The following is a 17881-nucleotide window of genomic DNA, read 5'->3' as shown; positions in this document are numbered from 1 at the left end:
ACATATCAAAGTATTAATTATAATGACAACAGGAGATTAAAAATGAATCTTAAACCATTAAAAATAGGTGAACTCACCGCAGACATTCCGGTTATCCAGGGAGGAATGGGAGTTGGCGTCAGCCTCTCCCGGCTGGCCGGAACCGTTGCAAAAGAAGGCGGGGTCGGAGTGATCTCCGCCGCCCAGCCCGGCTTTTTAGAACCTGATTTTGAAACCGACACTTTGACCGCCAATTTAAGGGCATTGGGCCGTCACATCGATGAAGCAAAAAAACTGGCCTGCGGCGGCATTGTAGGCGTGAATATCATGTGCGCTCTAAACAATTATAAGGAATATGTGAAATGCTGTATCGACCATGGAGCTGACCTGATCATTTCAGGCGCCGGGCTGCCCACGGACCTTCCCGCGCTGACAAAGGATTCCAATATAAAAATCGCCCCCATCGTATCTCCGCCCAAAGCTGCCCAGACCCTGCTGAAACTTTGGGACCGCCATTACGGCAGAACTGCGGATATGGTGATCATTGAAGGGCCGAAAGCCGGGGGACATTTGGGGTACTCCAAAGAAGAGGTGGAGGCTTTGGATTCCACAGGATACGATAAGCAGATACTTGAAATTATTGAGTGTGTAAAGGGATATGAAGAGAAATATCAGAAAGAAATACCTGTAATCTTTGCAGGAGGCGTATACGACCGGGCTGATATCGACCACTATATGGATTTAGGCTGTGCTGGGGTGCAGATGGCCACCCGTTTTGTGGTAACGGAGGAATGCGATGTGGATCCCCGGTTTAAAGAAGCATATCTCAATGCCCGGAAAGAAGATATCGTGCTGGTAAAAAGCCCTGTGGGCATGCCGGGCCGCGCAATCCGCAACTCCTTCATGGCAGCAAGGGAAACTTCCAATGAAAAGATTCCCAAATGCTACCACTGCCTGAAGAAATGCGATATTACCAAAATCCCCTACTGCATCACCGGCGCCCTGGTCCGGGCCGCTAAAGGGGATGTGGACAATTCTCTTCTGTTCTGCGGCGAAAATGCGTACCGCCTGGAGAAGATGACCACAGTAAAAGAACTGATGGCTGAACTGGGGCGTGCATCTGACGGGAATGAATTTTAAGACACACTCTAAGCCAGTGAATTACTCCTCTTTATACAAAAAACCATACCACCGTTTAAAGCTGCCCTCCTGGAATGTATATTCCGGCGTCTGCAGCGGGTATGTTATCTCTGAAACATAGTACCAGGGATCTTCCTCATGAAGCGGATTCTTTAATATGTGAAAATCCTGGGCAGGCATATAACCCTGGGCCAGAAGAAAACAGAGATTTCCCATCTCATCCTCAGCCACATCGGCCACCATCACACAGTGGCCGGGGCTGCCGCCCTTAATAAACATATCTCCGGCCTGAAGATTTTCAATCTCCACAGGCTCGCTTTCCTCATCCAGAGAAAGGGTCCCCGCGTACATCATCACATATTTTAAGTAGAGCAGAAATGTTTCGTAAGAATCATTATACTCTTCCTTCTTCACCCAGGATACGTTATTTCCGTCGACTGACAGCCGTTTACCGCTGATCCAGGACGGATAGTCCATGAGAAATCCATTGGTCAGATGAAAGGCGATCTTATCATAAGCTCCCATTGTCCAAAAGTATTCTGAGTAGACACGCATCACACTGTCCGCGCACTGCTGTAAATCACTTTCAAACACCGGAATATCAAAAACAGCCGCCTGCGCCCTTTGATTGCCCTTTTTTGTTCCGTCATATAAAAGAACTTCGCTTCCATCCGGCTTCATCGCTCTCATTCTCATATATCCCTGGAAACTTCCTGCCTCTTTCGGAACACGCTGATACCCTTCCGGAACCAGGATTCTGGTTTCCAAAGTCATTCCCTCCGGATCAATCAAGCTCTTTTTCTCTCCTGACGGCCCCTGAACCGGCGAAGTTTCCGTAACCAATTCTATGCTGCCGGGCTGTGTTTCTGCTGTGACCGGCCCTTTTTTGCCCGGCTCCGCTTCCTCCGTGTCCGGCCCCTTGCCGCCCGGCCCCGCTTCCGCCATATCCGGCCCTTGTCCGCCCGGCTCCGCTTCCGCCGGCTCCGCTTCCGCCGTGTCCGGCTCTCTTCCGCCCGGCTCCGCTTCCGCCGTAATATGCTGATTTATACTGTGTTGTGCATCTGACGGCATTTTTTGATCTTTACATCCAGTTAGGGATATGGCCGCCAGAAGCAGTATACAGGCCCCTGCTCTGGTATAATTTTTCATAGCATTTTCCTCATGCTGTTCTATTATTTACTATGTTTTTCATTGTACCATAAGATGGGCGTTAATACCATTGCTTAATCATGAAACTTCCGGTAAATCCACCGCAACCCGCACTTTATCCACCCGCTTTTCCTTCATGGAAAGAACTGTAACCTTCAGGTTCTCATAGGTAAACTGATCCCCTTCTTTCGGTATCCTGCCGATCTCACCCATAGCCCAGCCGCTGACAGTTATTACGTCGAACTCCCGGTCTTTGCGGAGCCGTTCAAACAGTTTTTCCACATGGGTGTTTCCAAGCACCAGATACTCCCGGTCCGAAATCATTTCGATCTCATTTACCACCACATCATGTTCATCCCAGATTTCCCCCACCAGTTCTTCCAGAACATCTTCTAACGTGACAATCCCGACCATGCCGCCGAACTCGTCAACAATGACGGCGATATGGGATTTCTGTTTTTGCAGTTCCTTTAAAAGCGCCCCTATTTTCATGTGCTTTGTGATGAATAAGGCTGGACGGATCACGCTGCACAGTTCTCTCTTTTGGCCGCAGACCAGGTGATAGAAGTCTTTTTGGTAAAGGATACCGCTGATATGGTCGATATCCCCTTCATAAACCGGCAGACGGGAATATCCGGTTTCCGCAAATATATCCGCGATTTCCTCATTGGACGCATCTGCGGAAACGGCTGCCACGTCGATCCGCGGGGTAAAGATATCCACCGCTTCCAATTCGGAAAACTCGATAGCATTCCGTATCAGACCGCTTTCCTGCTCGTCAATTCCGCCTCCCTGTTCCACTTCATCCACAATGCTGAGCAGTTCTTCTTCTGTGATGCCTGTTTCTTCTGTTGTTTTAAATACCAATGACAGCAGTTTCTTCCACTGGCGGAACAAAAAGTTGGCCGGGGTCAGAAACCGGACAAGCCATTTCAGAATCGGCGCGGAAAACATGGCAAAACGCTCCGGTGATTCTTTTGCAATGCTCTTTGGCGATACTTCACCAAAAATCAACACCACGATCGTTGTGACCACCGTTGATATGCTGGCCCCTGCTTCATCTCCCAGCAGATTTACGAATATCAGAGTCGCAAGAGATGCGCTGGCTATATTAACAATATTATTTCCTATTAGTATTGTGGACAGCAGGCCGTCGTAATCCTCCGACAATTTGAGCACCAGGGCCGCCCTCTTATTTCCCTTTTCCGCCATATTCTTAATCCTGATCCGGTTCAGGGATGAAAATGCTGTCTCTGTTGCTGAAAAATATGCTGACATAACGATACAAAATACAATAATAATAAGTGAAATACTGTGACTTTCCATTTAATAATCCTCTCTTTTTTAGTTTGACTGTTAACATGATGTTTTTTTAACTCACCTTATCTGGCCATTGGCGCCTCCTCCTATCTCCTCCGGAAACGAAAAAGACACAACCCGCCGTCCAAAAAGACCGCAGGTCATGCCTGTTATATAGAAACATATGAAATCAGATATTAATTGCAGCAAATATAAATGGGCTTCTTCGTCACTGTCGGCGTCGTCCATAAATGATTTCCTTTCTTTATCCATTTCCCGGATTAAATGATATGTAACAATTCAGACAATTGGGCTTGAGGCAGTTTTCTTTTTCAATTTCCCCGCCGTCTGAACTGTTATTATGGTATTATAAATGATTATATTTTCCCACGTCAATCAGTTGGCCGGATGCTTAACGCAATCTTAGCGCTGTGGTCTCAGCTCTCTGTGGTTTCCAAAGGATTGACATGTACCATGCAGTGTTTTACCTTAGGAAAGGTATTTTCTATCGCATCATGTACATTTTCCGCAATTTGATGGGCCCTTCCCAGTTCCAGCCTGGAATCCGCTGCGATTTCAATATCCACATAAACCTTGGAACCAAACATCCTGGTTCTGATCTCGTCCACGCGGCACACCCCGGTCTCCTCTAAAGCCGTTTTTGTCATCTGCTCCACCACCCGGTCATCGCAGGCTTTATCCACCATTTTATCCATAGCATCCCGAAAAATATCAACGGCCGCTTTTCCGATAAACAGACAGATCACAAAGCTGGCCGCCGGATCCAGAACCGGAAATCCCATTCTGGCCCCCAAGATTCCCGCAAATGCCCCAATGGATGAAAACGCATCGGAACGATGATGCCATGCATCAGCCATCAATGCGCCGGAATTAATTTTTTTAGCCGCTATCCGGGTATACCAGTACATCCACTCTTTTATTAAGACGGATATAACCGCGGCCACCAATGCCAGCCTTCCCGGTGCCAAAAGAATTTCAGGCCTGCCTATAACGATTTTCTTTACCGCCTCCAGGCCGATTCCAACTCCTGTAGCAAATAGGACGACAGCCAAAAGAACGGAAGCCACGCATTCCATTCTTTCATGTCCATAAGGGTGTTCTTTATCCGATTTTTTATTAGCCGCCGAAACCCCGATCATGACCACAACCGTACTGAATACATCGGATGCCGAATGAACGGCGTCTGATACCATGGCCCCTGACCCCGCCATAATCCCTGCCGCCAGTTTAAAAAATGACAAAAGGCAGTTGATCACAATGCTGACCGTGGATACCCGCATCGCGACCATTTTATCGCTCGGAGTTTCCTGCTTTTTCTTAAAATAGCCCATATCCATCCATCGCCTGCCCTGTTTGTACTGTATTTTTTTATGCAGTGCAATAAGTGTTTCTATATACTATGCGCCAAAGGGCTATTCTGTGTAACAATTCAGATAGTTCTGAGCTGCTACGATTCTGTAACGTATTCTTCACAATAAAAATCCTTTCGGCTGGAGTATCCGGCCAAAAGGATTCTGTTATGTAACTTATAATAAATGTTTTCTCAGTTCAGCTCCATCCGCAGGGCTTAAATAGGCCGGTGCGATATCGAACACTGTTTTACATCCCGTCTGCCCCTCTTTGCCCAAACGGTAAGCCGCTCTGGCGTAAGCAGCGATCACAGAAGACGTGAATTCAGGATTGGAATCCAGCTTCAGGCTGTATTCGATCACATGGCTGTGCTCGTCATTCCAGCCCGTACTGCCGGTGCGGATCACAAAACCGCCGTGGGGAATTCCCGCATGATCTCTCATCAGTTCTTCCTCGCTGATAAAATGAACGGTGGTGTTATAATCAGCAAAATAGTTTGGCATGGTAACGATCTCTTCTTCAATCTTCTTTAAGTCTGCTCCTTCTTCTGCCACCACAAAACATTCTCTCGTATGTTTATCCCTGGTGGTCAGTTCCGGGTTCCCTCCGCTGCGAACCGCATCCAATGCGCTTTCCACAGGAATCGTATACTGCCTTGCGTCTTTTACGCCTTCAATCCGGCGGATTGCGTCTGAATGGCCCTGGCTCACGCCTCTTCCCCAGAACGTATAATCCTTTCCTCCAGGAAGGATTGCATTAGCATAGAGCCGGTTCAATGAGAACATGCCGGGATCCCAGCCTGATGAAATAATTCCCACATGGCCGCCGGCCTTCGCCGCTTTATCCACTGCTTCGAAGTGTTCAGGAATCTTAGCATGGGTATCAAAACTGTCTACTACATTAAAATATTTAACAAACTCAGGGGTCTGGACCGGAAGATCCGTTGCGCTTCCTCCGCATAAAATCAGAACATCAATGTCATCTTTTTTCGCCGCCGCTTCGTCTACGGAATATACGCCTGCTCCCGGGGTGAGAATTTTCAGGCTTTTGGGATCGCGTCTGGTAAATACTGCTGTCACTTCCATATCCGGATTATGTTTTACCGCACATTCCACACCTCTTCCAAGGTTTCCGTATCCTAAAATACCAATTCTGATTGTCATAATTGTCTTTCCCTTCCTTTTCTCGATTGTCTATGCATTAAAATACATAATTTTTTTCGATTATACAATAGTTAAAGGAAGATGGCAAATAAAAAATTAATAAATGTACCGCTCCCCTTTATGTCAAAGGCTATAGAACTGCTTTATAATACAGTCTGATAACCTTTAAATAGTTTCACTGCACACCCTGATATCCGCCCTCCGGCTTCACTTCCTGTTCTCCAAATAACGCGGAAACAGCCATATCATAGTCACAAAACCGTTCCGCCTTCTTAATTTTTTTCATATATTTATCCGGACTGGTAAACATATGCCCCATGTAGAACCATAATTCTTTCATGCGGAACAATGGATTCCGTTCGCCTGACATAATTTTTTTATAACCTTCGTAAACCTCATCGTGGAAAGCCTTCAGCCGCTCTTTATCAGGCGCTATATTCTCTTTTAACTGAATCACCAGCCCTGGATTGGCGATCACGCCGCGGCCCAGCATAACGGTTTTCACCTGGGGATAATGGTTTGAAAATTGTCCCGCCCTATCCGCCGTAAAGAGGTCACCATTGTAGCATATGGGCGCTTTTCCCAGTTTCAGGCCATCCTGAAATACTTTCATATTTGGAGTGTTTTTATAATAATCCGTTTGGATTCTGGGGTGGATAATCAGTTCCTCCAACGGATATTTATTATAGATTTCGATCAATTCATAGAATTCGTCCGGATCGGTTTTTCCGATTCTGGTTTTTATGGATATACGCAGATCCAAAGCAGAAAAAACCTGTTCCAGAAACAGGTCAAGCCGGTCAGGATAGGCCAGGAAACCAGCCCCTTTTTTCTTGGACACCACCGTTCCCGAGGGACAGCCCAAGTTTAAATTCACCTCTTCATACCCCAGCGCTTTAAATTCCAGTGCGGCCCAGATAAAATCCTCCGCTTGGTTGGTAAGAATCTGAGGCACCAGAGGGATTCCCTGGTTGTGTTCAGGCAGAATATCGTTGATTTCTTTGGAAGAAAACTTTTTCTTCTGGTTCGGTGAAATAAATGGTGAAAAATACTTATCAACACCTCCAAAAATATCATGGTGCGCATTCCGGTAGATATATCCGGTTATCCCTTCCATAGGGGCTAAATAACAGTTCATCCGGCAGACTTCCTCTCGTTTAACATTCGCTGTAATTCTACCATGTCTCTTTCCCCTTTGCAATCAAATCAGCGTCAAGCCGTCAAGAGGATCCCTTGTCTGAACTTTTTTTAAATAAGACGGCGCAGATCGATTCTGCGCCGCCTTATTTTTATATATCCTTGAAACCCTTTTATATAATAATCAATTTTCCAATCCCAATCCGGTTGGTAGTCTCTTTATCAAAAAGAACGATGTCGCTGCCGGTAAAGTCAATTTTGATCGGCTGGTCTACGGGATAATCGATACTTCCGAACACCACAGCAGACAGCAGTTCCCCGTCCAGCATGACCTTCACCGTCGTTTCCATGCCCGTCGGAAGGGTGGCATACGCGGTTGCGTCGATCTTTCCGTCGTCGAGAATTGTGATATGTTCCGGCCGCACGCCTAAAATCACTTCCTGTTTCAGCTCGGGAAGAGGCTCTTCTGAAATATATCTGGCGTGAATGCCATGGAATTCAATCTCCAGTTCCCTTTCTGCCGATGATTTCACCGCAGCGGGAATGAAATTCATGGTTGGATTGCCCATAAAATCCGCAACGAACAGATTATGGGGCTTCCTGTATATCTCAAGCGGCGGTGCAAACTGCTGCAGAACTCCGGTTTCCATCAGGCAGACCTTGGTGGACAAGGTCATGGCCTCCAACTGGTCGTGGGTCACATAGATGAAGGTGGAATTGGTATCCACATGAAGACGTTTCAGTTCTGTCCTCATCTCCCCTCTCAGTTTTGCATCCAGATTGGAAAGAGGCTCATCCATGAATAAAACCTTAGGTTTAGGAGCCAGGGTGCGGGCGATTGCAACCCTCTGCTGCTGCCCTCCTGAAAGCTCACTGGGATACCGGTCAACAAACTGGCGGATTTTCAGCATGTCGAGAAGTTCATTAACCCGTTCCTCGATCTGGGCCTTAGACCATTTCATATTTTCCAATCCGAAGGATATATTTTTATAGACCGTCATATGGGGCCACAGCGCATAGTTTTGGAAAAGGAACCCCACGTCCCGCTTATCCGGCGACAGGTTAATTCCTTTTTCCGCATCAAATACAGTAACTCCGTCTATCATAATCTGCCCCTGGGTAGGTGTCTCAAGTCCGGCAATCATTCTCAGGGTTGTTGTTTTCCCACATCCTGACGGCCCCAGCAAAGTGATAAAAGAACGGTCTTCTATCACCATATTCAGATTATCCACCGCGACAAATTTATTACCAAATTCTTTTTTTACGTTTTTTAAAATGATTTCCGGCATATTAATTTCCCCCTACTCCTTTATCAATGGAAGCTCCCGTTACCTTATTTACGGTAAAGTTAATGGACAATACGATCAATATGATCAGAAGGTTAATGGCATTTCCATATTGGGACGCCCCTTTTTCGTTATATGTCATGAGCATAGTGGTCAAAGTCTGCGTCTTTGAGCTGACCAGCATGACAAACAGCGACAGTTCTCTCATACAGGATACGAATGGAAGCAGAAATCCCGATATGATACTGGTCTTTTGAATCGGTATGATGATTTTAGTCATCCGTTTCCACCAGGAAACGCCGAAAATGGTGGCTGCTTCCTCAATCTCCGCAGATAATTGGAGCATGGAATTGGTTCCAGCCTTGGTGGCAAAAGGCAGATATTTAACAGAGCCAACCAGCACAAGGATGGTAAAGGAATTTGCCAGGAAGGAAAAGTTGGAGGCAATGGCCAGATAAATTGCGCCAAAAGCCATAGCCGGAATCAAATATGGGAAAAATGACAGCCCGCTCACCCATTTGGACAGCTTGCTTCCTCTTCTTCTGACAACTGCATATCCGATGATAACGCCGCAGGAACCGGCGATTAACGCGCAGATCACCGACAGCTTCAGGGAAGTCTTAATTGCAGACCAGATGGCCGGATCCTGTAAAATACCGCTGTCGCCCACCGTGGTGGAAACAGATCCTGATTTGCCGATCCAATAGTTAAGGGTCATATTGGCCGCACTGTAGTCACCCGATTTAATGATAAGGGATTCCAATGCAAAGGAGATCAGCGGCATGATGCATACAAAGAACAGGACCGCACAAAGAACTCCTGAAATCACATATTTTCCAGCTTTTAAATCCACCAGCGATATCTGGGAGGATTTTCCGGTTATGGTCGTATAGGATTTTCTGGAACCGGTAAATGCGCTGTTGGCCAGCATAATGCACGCCCCCAGGATCACCATAAACAATGCCACAATATAGGCCTGGCCGATGGCTGTGCTCTGCAGTGTTTTCATCTTCGTGGTGAGCACATAGAAGTTAACCGGAGATCCCAAATAAATAGGAACCGCGTAAGATCCCATAACGCTTGCAAAAGCCAGAAGAAATGTGGATAAAATCGCCGGTTTCACGATGGGAAGGGTGATTCTTAACAGAATTCTCCTTCTCGGCGTTTTCAGAATCGTGGCCGCCTCTTCCAGGTTTGCGTCCATGTTTCTCAAAATACCGCCGATAAAAATATAAGCAAAGGGCGCATAATGAAGGCCCGATACAATCACCATTGGAAGAAGCCCATAGACAAACCACTCCGGAGCACAAATTCCGGTAAGAGAATAGATAAATCCCGGCGAACCGGTTCCTATCCCCGGATTTTTGAACATATTGAGCCAGAATAAAGCCAATGTCCAGGAAGGCATGATGTACGGAAAAATGAAAACCGTTGAGATAAACCGTTTTGCCTTTAAATTGGATCTTGTCACCAGCCAGGCCACCGTTCCCCCGAATATGAGAGCAAAAACAGCGGACAGGGATGCCAGGATAATGGAATTCATCATCGGTTTATAGAAGTTTATATAACTGTATTTATGCGTGCTTGTGCACAATAATTTTTTCCAGCTTTGAAGTGTCAGTTCTCCTTTTTTCAGACCAGGCAAAACCGTAGCGTCCGTAGCGTGTACGATGAATGTATGATGGAGCAGTTCGCACAGCGGATACAGAGTCAGTAAAACCAGGATTACGGAAAAAAGGACTAATATGATATTGGCCGGTTTTGAAAAAAATGCTTTGATTCGATTGGAAACCTTGTTCATATCCCTCTCCTATCCAAATATTTGGTCAGAAAAAGAGCGCTGCAAAATCAGATCCAAATTAAGATTTTACAGCGCCCTCCACATCCTATTAACTATGTCTTATGCCGCCCGTTTACTGAGTACAATAAGTGATAAAATCCAGAATTCCGTCTGCATATGCCTTAGGCAGATAGAGCGGATCTTCTATTACCAGGCAGTCTTTCCAGAAAGCCAGCTCCCTGTCGCCTTCCAGTGATTGAATCGTCGTATTGGTGGAATATGTGCCAATATCGGAATCTTTCGTCTGGAATGCGGACTTAAAGCCGTCTTCAGTCATTAAGAAATAGATAAACAACTGTGATGTATAAGGACGGTCTGTGTTAGTTACCATCTGAAGATACATGGGGTACATGAATCCGGAAAATCCTTCCGGCTGTTTCTCAGCATAAGCCGCTACAGAGAGTTTATCCTGGGCAACACTGTCGTCACGCAGTTTGGAATAGACAAACAATCCCATATTACCGCCCAAACCATCAGCCAGCTCTGTTGCAATATCTCCGTCACCGGAACCGAATTTAACATTAGCCAGCATCTTCTTGATAAACTGATAACCAGCGTTCGGACAATCTTCATCCAGTTCGATTTCTTTTCCATAGAAGTCTTTATAAGCGGCTTCAATCTTCGCAGACCATGGGTCGCTTGTGAGCATTGCGAGGAAGTTCTTGTTGACGGATTCCTTACTGATGTCCTTCATAAACAATTTTCCTTTGAATGAATCTTCCGCCAGTTCCCAAATATTAGAAATCCCTTCTGATCCGTCCGTGTTGTTGTAAATAAACAATTTGTTGTAATAATAGCAGATCAGAGGAGCCTGATCCTCTTCGATGATGCTGTCTTTCAAATATGGCGGAACATAGTTTGTAACATAATCATAATCCACCAACTGGGTCTGGAATAAATACGAATCCTGCATGAGCACCACATCGGCGGTATCCTTTGTGTTAGCTTCCAATTCCGTTGTCAGCTTTGTGTACAAATCCTGTCCGCTCTCATTATAATACTCTCCCTGGATGCCGTATTCTTCTGTAAATGCAGCCAGCGCTTTCGAAATTCGGCTTGTAGGCGCATAAACCATAAAAGTTCCTGCCCCGTCCGCTGTCGCTTCATTCTGCGCTGCCTCAACCAGTTCTTCCAGAGTCATCTCTCCGCCTTTTGCCGCCTCTGTCTCCTGTGCGGCTGTTTCTGTTTTGGATGTTTCTGATTTAGATGTCTCCGCAGGCGCTGCTGCCGTGCTCTTCTCCGGCTCTTTCGCACCGCTGGTTTCCGCATTCTTAGAACCGCATGCCGCCATTGAACTCATCATTGCTGCTGCCATAACACATGCCAATACTCTTTTACCTGTTCTCATAAAACCCTCCTCTTATATTGATTACCCCTTTGATGGTTCTAATTATAATGGAGATTCTGTCATATGCTAATAGAGTATTTTGACATTCATCTTGAAATATTTGACATTATTTAATACACTTTTTTGATCTCCTGGTATTCACTGGGAGACATCTCCATGATTTTCTTAAAAATTGTGCTGAAATAATTGCTGTCTGTAAAGCCTACCTGTTCCGCCGCCTCACTCACCTTCATCGGGAAATTGGCCAGCAGCCCGGCCGCCACATGAACCCGGTAGTTGGTCAGATACTGGCCGAATGTGTATCCAGTCTCTTTTTTAAACAGCCGGCAGAAATACGCTTCGCTGATTTTCAAATATTCCGCCACATCCGAAACCATAATTTCCCTGGTATAGTGTTCCCTGACATAGGCGATGGCTTTTTTTATGTAAATATTCTCCGCCTGTATCTCCTCATCCGTAAGCAAAACGGTTTTTGACGTTTCTTCATCTATTTTATGAAGCTTGATTTTCACCTTCCTGATGCACTCTTCCAAATCTTTATAGTGGAACGGCTTTAACAGATAATCTACCGCTTCCAGTTTCAGCGCGCTGTGAACATAAGTAAACTTCTGGTGAGCCGTCAAAAATATGAATTCCGCGCCGCATTGTTTGCTCCGCAGCATCTTAACCATCTCAATCCCATCCACAACCGGCATTTCGATATCCGCAATGACCAGATCCGGCTTCATCTCTTCTATCACTTCGATTCCCTGTTTACCATTGGACGCTTCTCCCACAATCTCACAGTCCAGGCTCTTCCAGTCAAATGTCTGGATGATCCCTTTGCGCACATAAAATTCATCTTCCACAACCACAACCCTTATCATACCAATTCCTTCTCCCCGTTTATTCCGCCTTCTACCCCTTCCACAGGCAGAATTACCGTAATTGTGACTCCGTCTTCGCTTTCCACCTGCATTCCATATTCACTGCCGTACATCAGCTGGATTCTGCGGTGCACATTGTACATTCCCAGATGAGAACTTTCATTTTGGGGCAGGGTTAGATTATGCCGCAGTTTCTCCAAAAGATCTGAAGCAATCCCCACTCCGTCATCCTGACAGATAAATACCAGCCTTCCTTCATTTATTAAGGCCGTAACCCCCACATTCAGATGTTCCCTGCTGCCAAAGCCGTATTTAATAGCATTTTCAATCAGCGGCTGCAGTAAGAGTTTGGGCATCAGACATTCCTCCACTCCCTCTTCCATCCGGAGCTGATAATCGAATCTCTCACAGAAACGCACTTTCATGATTTCCAGATAGATCCTGATATACTTCAGATCCTCTCCCACAGTCACCTTTTCATTGGCGTTGCTGGTATTATATCTGAGCAGTTCCGAAAGGGATACCGTCATAAACTCTGCCAAATCCGCGTCTATTTTACACATAAACCGGATATTGTCCAGAGTGTTGAACAGAAAATGGGAATTGAACTGGGATTCCAACTGTTTCACATGGGCGTAAGCCACTGTTTCCGCCAGCTCTTTATTGGTTTCAATCTGCCTTTTCAGACTGTCCAGCATTTCATTGTAACATTTTCCGATATTTTCAAACTCTGTGCTGCTGCGGATATCCAGATACGCATCCAGACATCCTTCCGTCACGCTTTGAAAGGCTTTATCAATTTCCCTGATATCGGCAGTACTTTTAACGGCCATCCGTTCCGCGCTGGAAAAGGCGATGAGGAATACCAGAAAGAGCACAAAAAAACCGGTAAACAAAGCAGCAACCAGCATGCCAACCGTGTCCGTATTATCCGTAACCGTATAGACCGACAGCATGCCATTCCAAAGTTCACTGACCGTGGTATAATAACTGCCTCCTTTATAACTGTAAAAACCCGTTTTATCCTTTAAATCCCGCTTCATACGCCCCACTTCATCCACAAAGCTGTAGCTGCTGGTAGCAAATACCCAGCCGGTTTGATCCACAAGCATATTTTTCTGCAGGGAACCGGAAAGAAGAGCTGTAAATTCCTGCTGTGGTATGGATACAACTGCGTATCCGGCCGTCGTGGAATCCTTTTTCACAGCCCTTCCCAGATATATCCTTTTATCGCTTCCTATGGATGATGTGTAAATTGCAGTGCTACCGGGATCAGCTTCCAGAAGATCCAGTATCTTCCACTTTTTTTTAATCTCATGTTCCAGACGGTCGGCTTCCTCTTCTCCCGTTCTCATGCATATCTTATGATCCTGATCCAAGAGATACAAATCCGCGCCGTATCCCGTATCCACAGATACCGTATAGAGTTTCCGCATGATCTTCTGTCTCTTGGTCGTAGATATCCTGTGGTCAATGATATCCGGAGTCTGAACAAGGTCCTGAAGCAGTTCATCATATGACAGAAGCGTGTACTCCACCGCTTTGGCAATTTCCTGGTTCGTATTCCGGTTCCTGCTTATTATAAAAAAGCTCCCAACCCCCAGAACAATGACAACACAAAGCACCATCAGTTGAAAAACAGGAGCCAGAGAATACACCAACAACATTCTCTTTAAGTTTTCTTTAAATGATCTGACCGACTGATTCTTTTTCATTGGTTCCCCCGCCCCGTATGTTCCTTTACTGTTCCGAAGCATACAGGTTTACTGTTTTTACCGCTTCATTCCCCGCGTGATCCCTGGCATAGAAGGTAAAGCTTCCTGTGCCGGAAACCGGAATCTGCGCCTCCCCTTTTTCGTCCACACTGAGAACCGTTCCTCCGCTGCCTCCCGCAAACTGTTCCGCTGTCATGGCTCCCGGCCCATAGGAAGCCAGAGCCAAGTCTCCGTCGCTGTCATGGAACCGCACAATCAAAAAGGAACCTTTTTCCCGGTTATCCAGTTCTATCTCTATATCCGGCGCATAACCAATCCGCTGCCACTTTCTTCCAGACAGTCTGCCCGTATCATAAGACAGCGCCGCCCCTGCGTCCAGCATGCCGCCGGTCAGTGTCCTGCCCGCCAAACTGTCTAAAGGGCGCGCGCTGGACAAAAGGATCTCCTTCACGTCCGCCATGGTGATATCCGGATAATGGGAATAGACCATGGCTGCCGCCGCCGATACCATGGGCGCCGCCATAGAAGTTCCGGTCATATATCCATAACTGCTGCCCGGTACTGTGCTGAGTATGAACGTTCCCGGCGCCGCTATATCCACACCGGCTGCTCCGTAATTTGACCCCGGATAAAGGCTGCCGTCAAAGCTTAAATTCGCCACGGAAATGATGTTGTCTAAAGGATAGGACGCCGGATAGCTGGGCTGGGCATCGATGTCCCTGCCCTGATTCGTCTGGCCGTTTCCATTACCGGCCGATACCACAAACAGCATATCGGAATTGCCGATGGCCTGGTAAACAGCCTGATCCGATTCATCAGAAGACAGGCTCAAGTTGCAGATCACCGCTCCATTTGCCTGGGCATACCGGATGGCCTCCACCAGACCGGTGCTCTTTCCGCCTCCGTCAGAGCCGCCAAGGGCTTTCAATACCATGATCTTCGCCCTGCCGCCCGGCACAATACCGGATATACCCAGGCCGTTATTGGTCACAGCTCCGATGGTTCCGGCCCCGTGTGTGCCGTGTCCGTCTCCGGAATCGGGAAGCACAATGTTATTATTATCATGAAAGTTCCAGCCGTACACATCATCAATATATCCGTTGCCGTCGTCGTCAATTCCATTATCAGGTATCTCACCGGGATTCACCCATACTGCCCCTGAAAGGTCTTCATGGCCATAGTCCACTCCTGTGTCAATCAGGGCAATCACGGCTTCACGGCCGCCTGCTCCGAACCGATTCCATGCGGTTTCCGCATTAATGTCAATACCTGCCGTTGCTGCCATTCCTGCCGCCATGCCAGTCCCTGCCGCCGAAACGACGTCATCCGTCCCCTCTGTCCCCTGAGGAACAGCCTGCCCAAATGGCACGGACAGCACCGGAAAATTCCCGCCGCTTTCATCAATCCGGAAGCTTCCGTCGTTGGATAAGGCCCATTGATCGGCTGATAATGCATCATTACTGGATATGCCCTGTATCCGGTATACGGATTCCTCTTTCCCGGCGGGTATGAACCCATAAGAATCCGTCCGGTAAAAAACCTGGGGCCCGTCTGCCGCCGCCGCACTTAAAGCCGTCTGATATGCCGGAACCTGACAGTTCTGATTTATCTGATCTGTCTGCTCTTTCTGCTCTGTCCGCTCCGAACAGGCAGACAACTGGATTCCAACTAGAAACATAAGGAACATTATAATCTTTTTCTTCATGCCGCCTCCGCTGTTTTCCGGGATTTGATTGATCTGCTCCCCGCATCCGGCATTATCAGAGGACTTCTTCCAGTCACTGTACCGAACCGTCAGAGCCGAATGTGTAGGATACCCCATCAATCACCATGGTCGTATCATGTATCATGATGCCGTTGGAATCCAGGTAATACTGCTTTTCCTGATCCTGAATCCATCCGGTCTGCTTAACGAAATTTTTCATATAGTACCACCTGCCGTTAATGTTCTTCCACCCGTCAGCCGGAATAGAGGCGCCATAATCCTTAAATGCCAGCTCAATGGTAACATCCCCTTCGATCCCTGCTACCGATCCCTTATCCGTAGTCTGCCAGATGGTGCGGTTCGGGTATGCATAATTCGTTCCGTAACGTGCATACCAGATTTCATAAGGCACACGGGATACGTCGATATGTTCAGTCAGCCACATATTATTGGCGTAAACCACCGGCTGATAGCCTGCGTCCGATATAATCCTGCAGAATACATTGATCTGATCGGCGATCTGCTCTTTTGTCAGGTTGTTGTCCAGAAGGATCTGGGATTCCACATCATAAGCCACAGGATAGGACACCGGGTATTCTTTAATCACTTCCAGAACATATCTGGCCTCCTCTTCGGCAGTTGCAGCATCCAGAGCCTGGGTATAAAAAAACACCCCTGTCTTCAATCCGCTGGCAGACGCTTCCTGCATGTTGATTCCAAAATACGGATCCTGGTCTTTCAAATATCCCAGGCGCACCATTGCAAAAGACACTCCGTCCTCTCTGACCTTTGCCCAGTCAATTCCTGTCTCCTTATTGGCCCTGTTCTGGTACTTGGTTACCGTGATCCCCTTGGCAACCGCACCTTCTATGGGCGTTCCCGACGCGTCCACATACTGTCCGTTTTCCATCGTCCACGGTTCCGCCGCCAAAGTCTTAAAAGGGGTAACGGCGCATATGGCCGCAGCAAGCATAGAAACTCCAAATACTGATATCTTTTTCATCCTTTCCTCATTTCCACCGTCTGATTACGGTATTATATCATGTTTTAATATACTTACAGTTTACTACCTCACCCTTACTGTGAGTCAACTTAATATTTCTTAACAAAATCTTATCCGGTATGCCGGATATTTTTCTCAGCGCTTATAATTGATTCCGGCTTTTTGAGCCTGAGTCATCTGATCCTTGCGTTCGATGAGGTAAATCCGGCCGCCCTTTTTAAACCTGGCTCCAGTCTGCTTAAAGTAAAAGGGCACATCCGCCTCCATGCACTGTCTCATGGTCTCCAGCACCCAGGAAAAATCACAGATTCTGGCCTCCGGCCCGGATTCTCCGCCGCAGGTCACCCCCTCGATCTTACCGGACGCCAAATAGGGCTCTATATGAATCTCTTCCAGCATAGGTTCCTGGATGATCTCCCGGTGGAGGATCGGAAAACTGAGAAAAAGGGGAAGGCGGTAATCCGCCCGGTTCTGGTTCTCGCAGGTACAGCAGATGGTCACATTCTCATATCCGTCCCCCCAGTCGGACGGAAGTTCCGACATGAAACGGTGGATCCTCTTGGTGATAATATAAAAGTCCAGATCCCGTCTTTCCCTCATCATGGACCAGGCCTCAGCCCGCCAGGTATCCGCCTCTTCCAGAAAAAAATCAGAGGTCATGCAGGCATATACGGTTTCTCCGCCCGGTATTTTATATTCACCTGTTCTGCTTTTCTTTATGGGGAGGGAAAAACTGCTGGTCTTTGTTACGATCCTGCTGTCCTTTCCAAACTCCGCATCCCTCCGGTATACATAACAATTCAGACAGCCCGGGCTGATCTTCGAACAGCCGTGCCAGGGATTCCAGATCACCATACTATCACCGCCTTTGTGTGCAAAT

Annotated in this window: 14 protein-coding genes; 1 reads left to right on the top strand and 13 read right to left on the bottom strand. The window is 47.0% G+C overall.

From position 1 onward, the window contains the following. Positions 1 to 42 precede the first annotated feature (42 nt). Complete coding sequence (locus GPL15_RS22370; RefSeq protein WP_215700884.1) at positions 43 to 1119, top strand: nitronate monooxygenase; 1077 nt, start codon at positions 43 to 45, stop codon at positions 1117 to 1119. 21 nt (positions 1120 to 1140) lie between these two features. Here the strand turns inward: GPL15_RS22370 and GPL15_RS22365 are convergent, their stop codons facing one another. The 13 genes from GPL15_RS22365 to GPL15_RS22305 form a co-directional block, all read right to left on the bottom strand. Beyond that, positions 1141 to 2268 (bottom strand): DUF4846 domain-containing protein, encoded by a 1128-nt coding sequence (locus GPL15_RS22365; RefSeq protein WP_252198563.1) that lies wholly within the window; start codon positions 2266 to 2268, stop codon positions 1141 to 1143. 78 nt (positions 2269 to 2346) lie between these two features. Continuing rightward, positions 2347 to 3594: a hemolysin family protein gene (locus GPL15_RS22360; RefSeq protein ID WP_215700883.1), complete on the bottom strand. Its 1248-nt coding sequence runs from the start codon at positions 3592 to 3594 to the stop codon at positions 2347 to 2349. 410 nt (positions 3595 to 4004) lie between these two features. Further along, the gene (locus GPL15_RS22355; protein WP_252198562.1) at positions 4005 to 4925 is read right to left on the bottom strand and encodes a cation diffusion facilitator family transporter; all 921 of its coding nucleotides are present in this window, start codon (positions 4923 to 4925) and stop codon (positions 4005 to 4007) included. A gap of 189 nt (positions 4926 to 5114) precedes the next feature. After that, positions 5115 to 6101: a diaminopimelate dehydrogenase gene (locus tag GPL15_RS22350; protein ID WP_215700882.1), complete on the bottom strand. Its 987-nt coding sequence runs from the start codon at positions 6099 to 6101 to the stop codon at positions 5115 to 5117. Positions 6102 to 6276: 175 nt separating this feature from the next. Beyond that, positions 6277 to 7239 (bottom strand): tRNA-dihydrouridine synthase family protein, encoded by a 963-nt coding sequence (locus tag GPL15_RS22345; RefSeq protein ID WP_215700881.1) that lies wholly within the window; start codon positions 7237 to 7239, stop codon positions 6277 to 6279. Positions 7240 to 7411: 172 nt separating this feature from the next. After that, a complete protein-coding gene (locus tag GPL15_RS22340) occupies positions 7412 to 8527 on the bottom strand; it encodes an ABC transporter ATP-binding protein (protein ID WP_215700880.1) in 1116 nt (371 codons plus the stop codon). A 1-nt stretch (position 8528) separates the two neighbouring features. Continuing rightward, positions 8529 to 10325: an iron ABC transporter permease gene (locus GPL15_RS22335; protein WP_215700879.1), complete on the bottom strand. Its 1797-nt coding sequence runs from the start codon at positions 10323 to 10325 to the stop codon at positions 8529 to 8531. Between the two features lie 112 nt (positions 10326 to 10437). Continuing rightward, positions 10438 to 11712, bottom strand: coding sequence for an extracellular solute-binding protein (locus GPL15_RS22330; RefSeq protein WP_215700878.1), 1275 nt, complete (start codon positions 11710 to 11712; stop codon positions 10438 to 10440). 110 nt (positions 11713 to 11822) lie between these two features. Then, positions 11823 to 12578, bottom strand: a complete 756-nt coding sequence (locus GPL15_RS22325) for a response regulator (RefSeq protein ID WP_215700877.1) — start codon at positions 12576 to 12578, stop codon at positions 11823 to 11825. Next, positions 12575 to 14293: a sensor histidine kinase gene (locus GPL15_RS22320; RefSeq protein ID WP_215700876.1), complete on the bottom strand. Its 1719-nt coding sequence runs from the start codon at positions 14291 to 14293 to the stop codon at positions 12575 to 12577. The genes GPL15_RS22325 and GPL15_RS22320 overlap by 4 nt, the downstream gene beginning before the upstream one ends. A gap of 25 nt (positions 14294 to 14318) precedes the next feature. Continuing rightward, positions 14319 to 16115, bottom strand: coding sequence for a S8 family peptidase (locus GPL15_RS22315; RefSeq protein WP_215700875.1), 1797 nt, complete (start codon positions 16113 to 16115; stop codon positions 14319 to 14321). Next, the gene (locus tag GPL15_RS22310) at positions 16072 to 17001 is read right to left on the bottom strand and encodes a glycoside hydrolase family 25 protein (protein ID WP_215700874.1); all 930 of its coding nucleotides are present in this window, start codon (positions 16999 to 17001) and stop codon (positions 16072 to 16074) included. Before GPL15_RS22310 ends, GPL15_RS22315 begins: the two co-directional genes overlap by 44 nt. Positions 17002 to 17136: 135 nt before the next feature. Next, entirely contained in the window at positions 17137 to 17856 is a 720-nt protein-coding gene (locus GPL15_RS22305; protein WP_215700873.1) for a DUF5131 family protein, read from the bottom strand. Positions 17857 to 17881: the final 25 nt, after the last annotated feature.

The organism is Clostridium sp. MCC353 (genome assembly GCF_018785315.1).
Taxonomy (GTDB): Bacteria; Bacillota; Clostridia; order Lachnospirales; family Lachnospiraceae; genus CHH4-2.
Note: the sequence above shows the minus strand (reverse complement) of the source record. Positions and strands in the feature narration are given on the sequence as shown.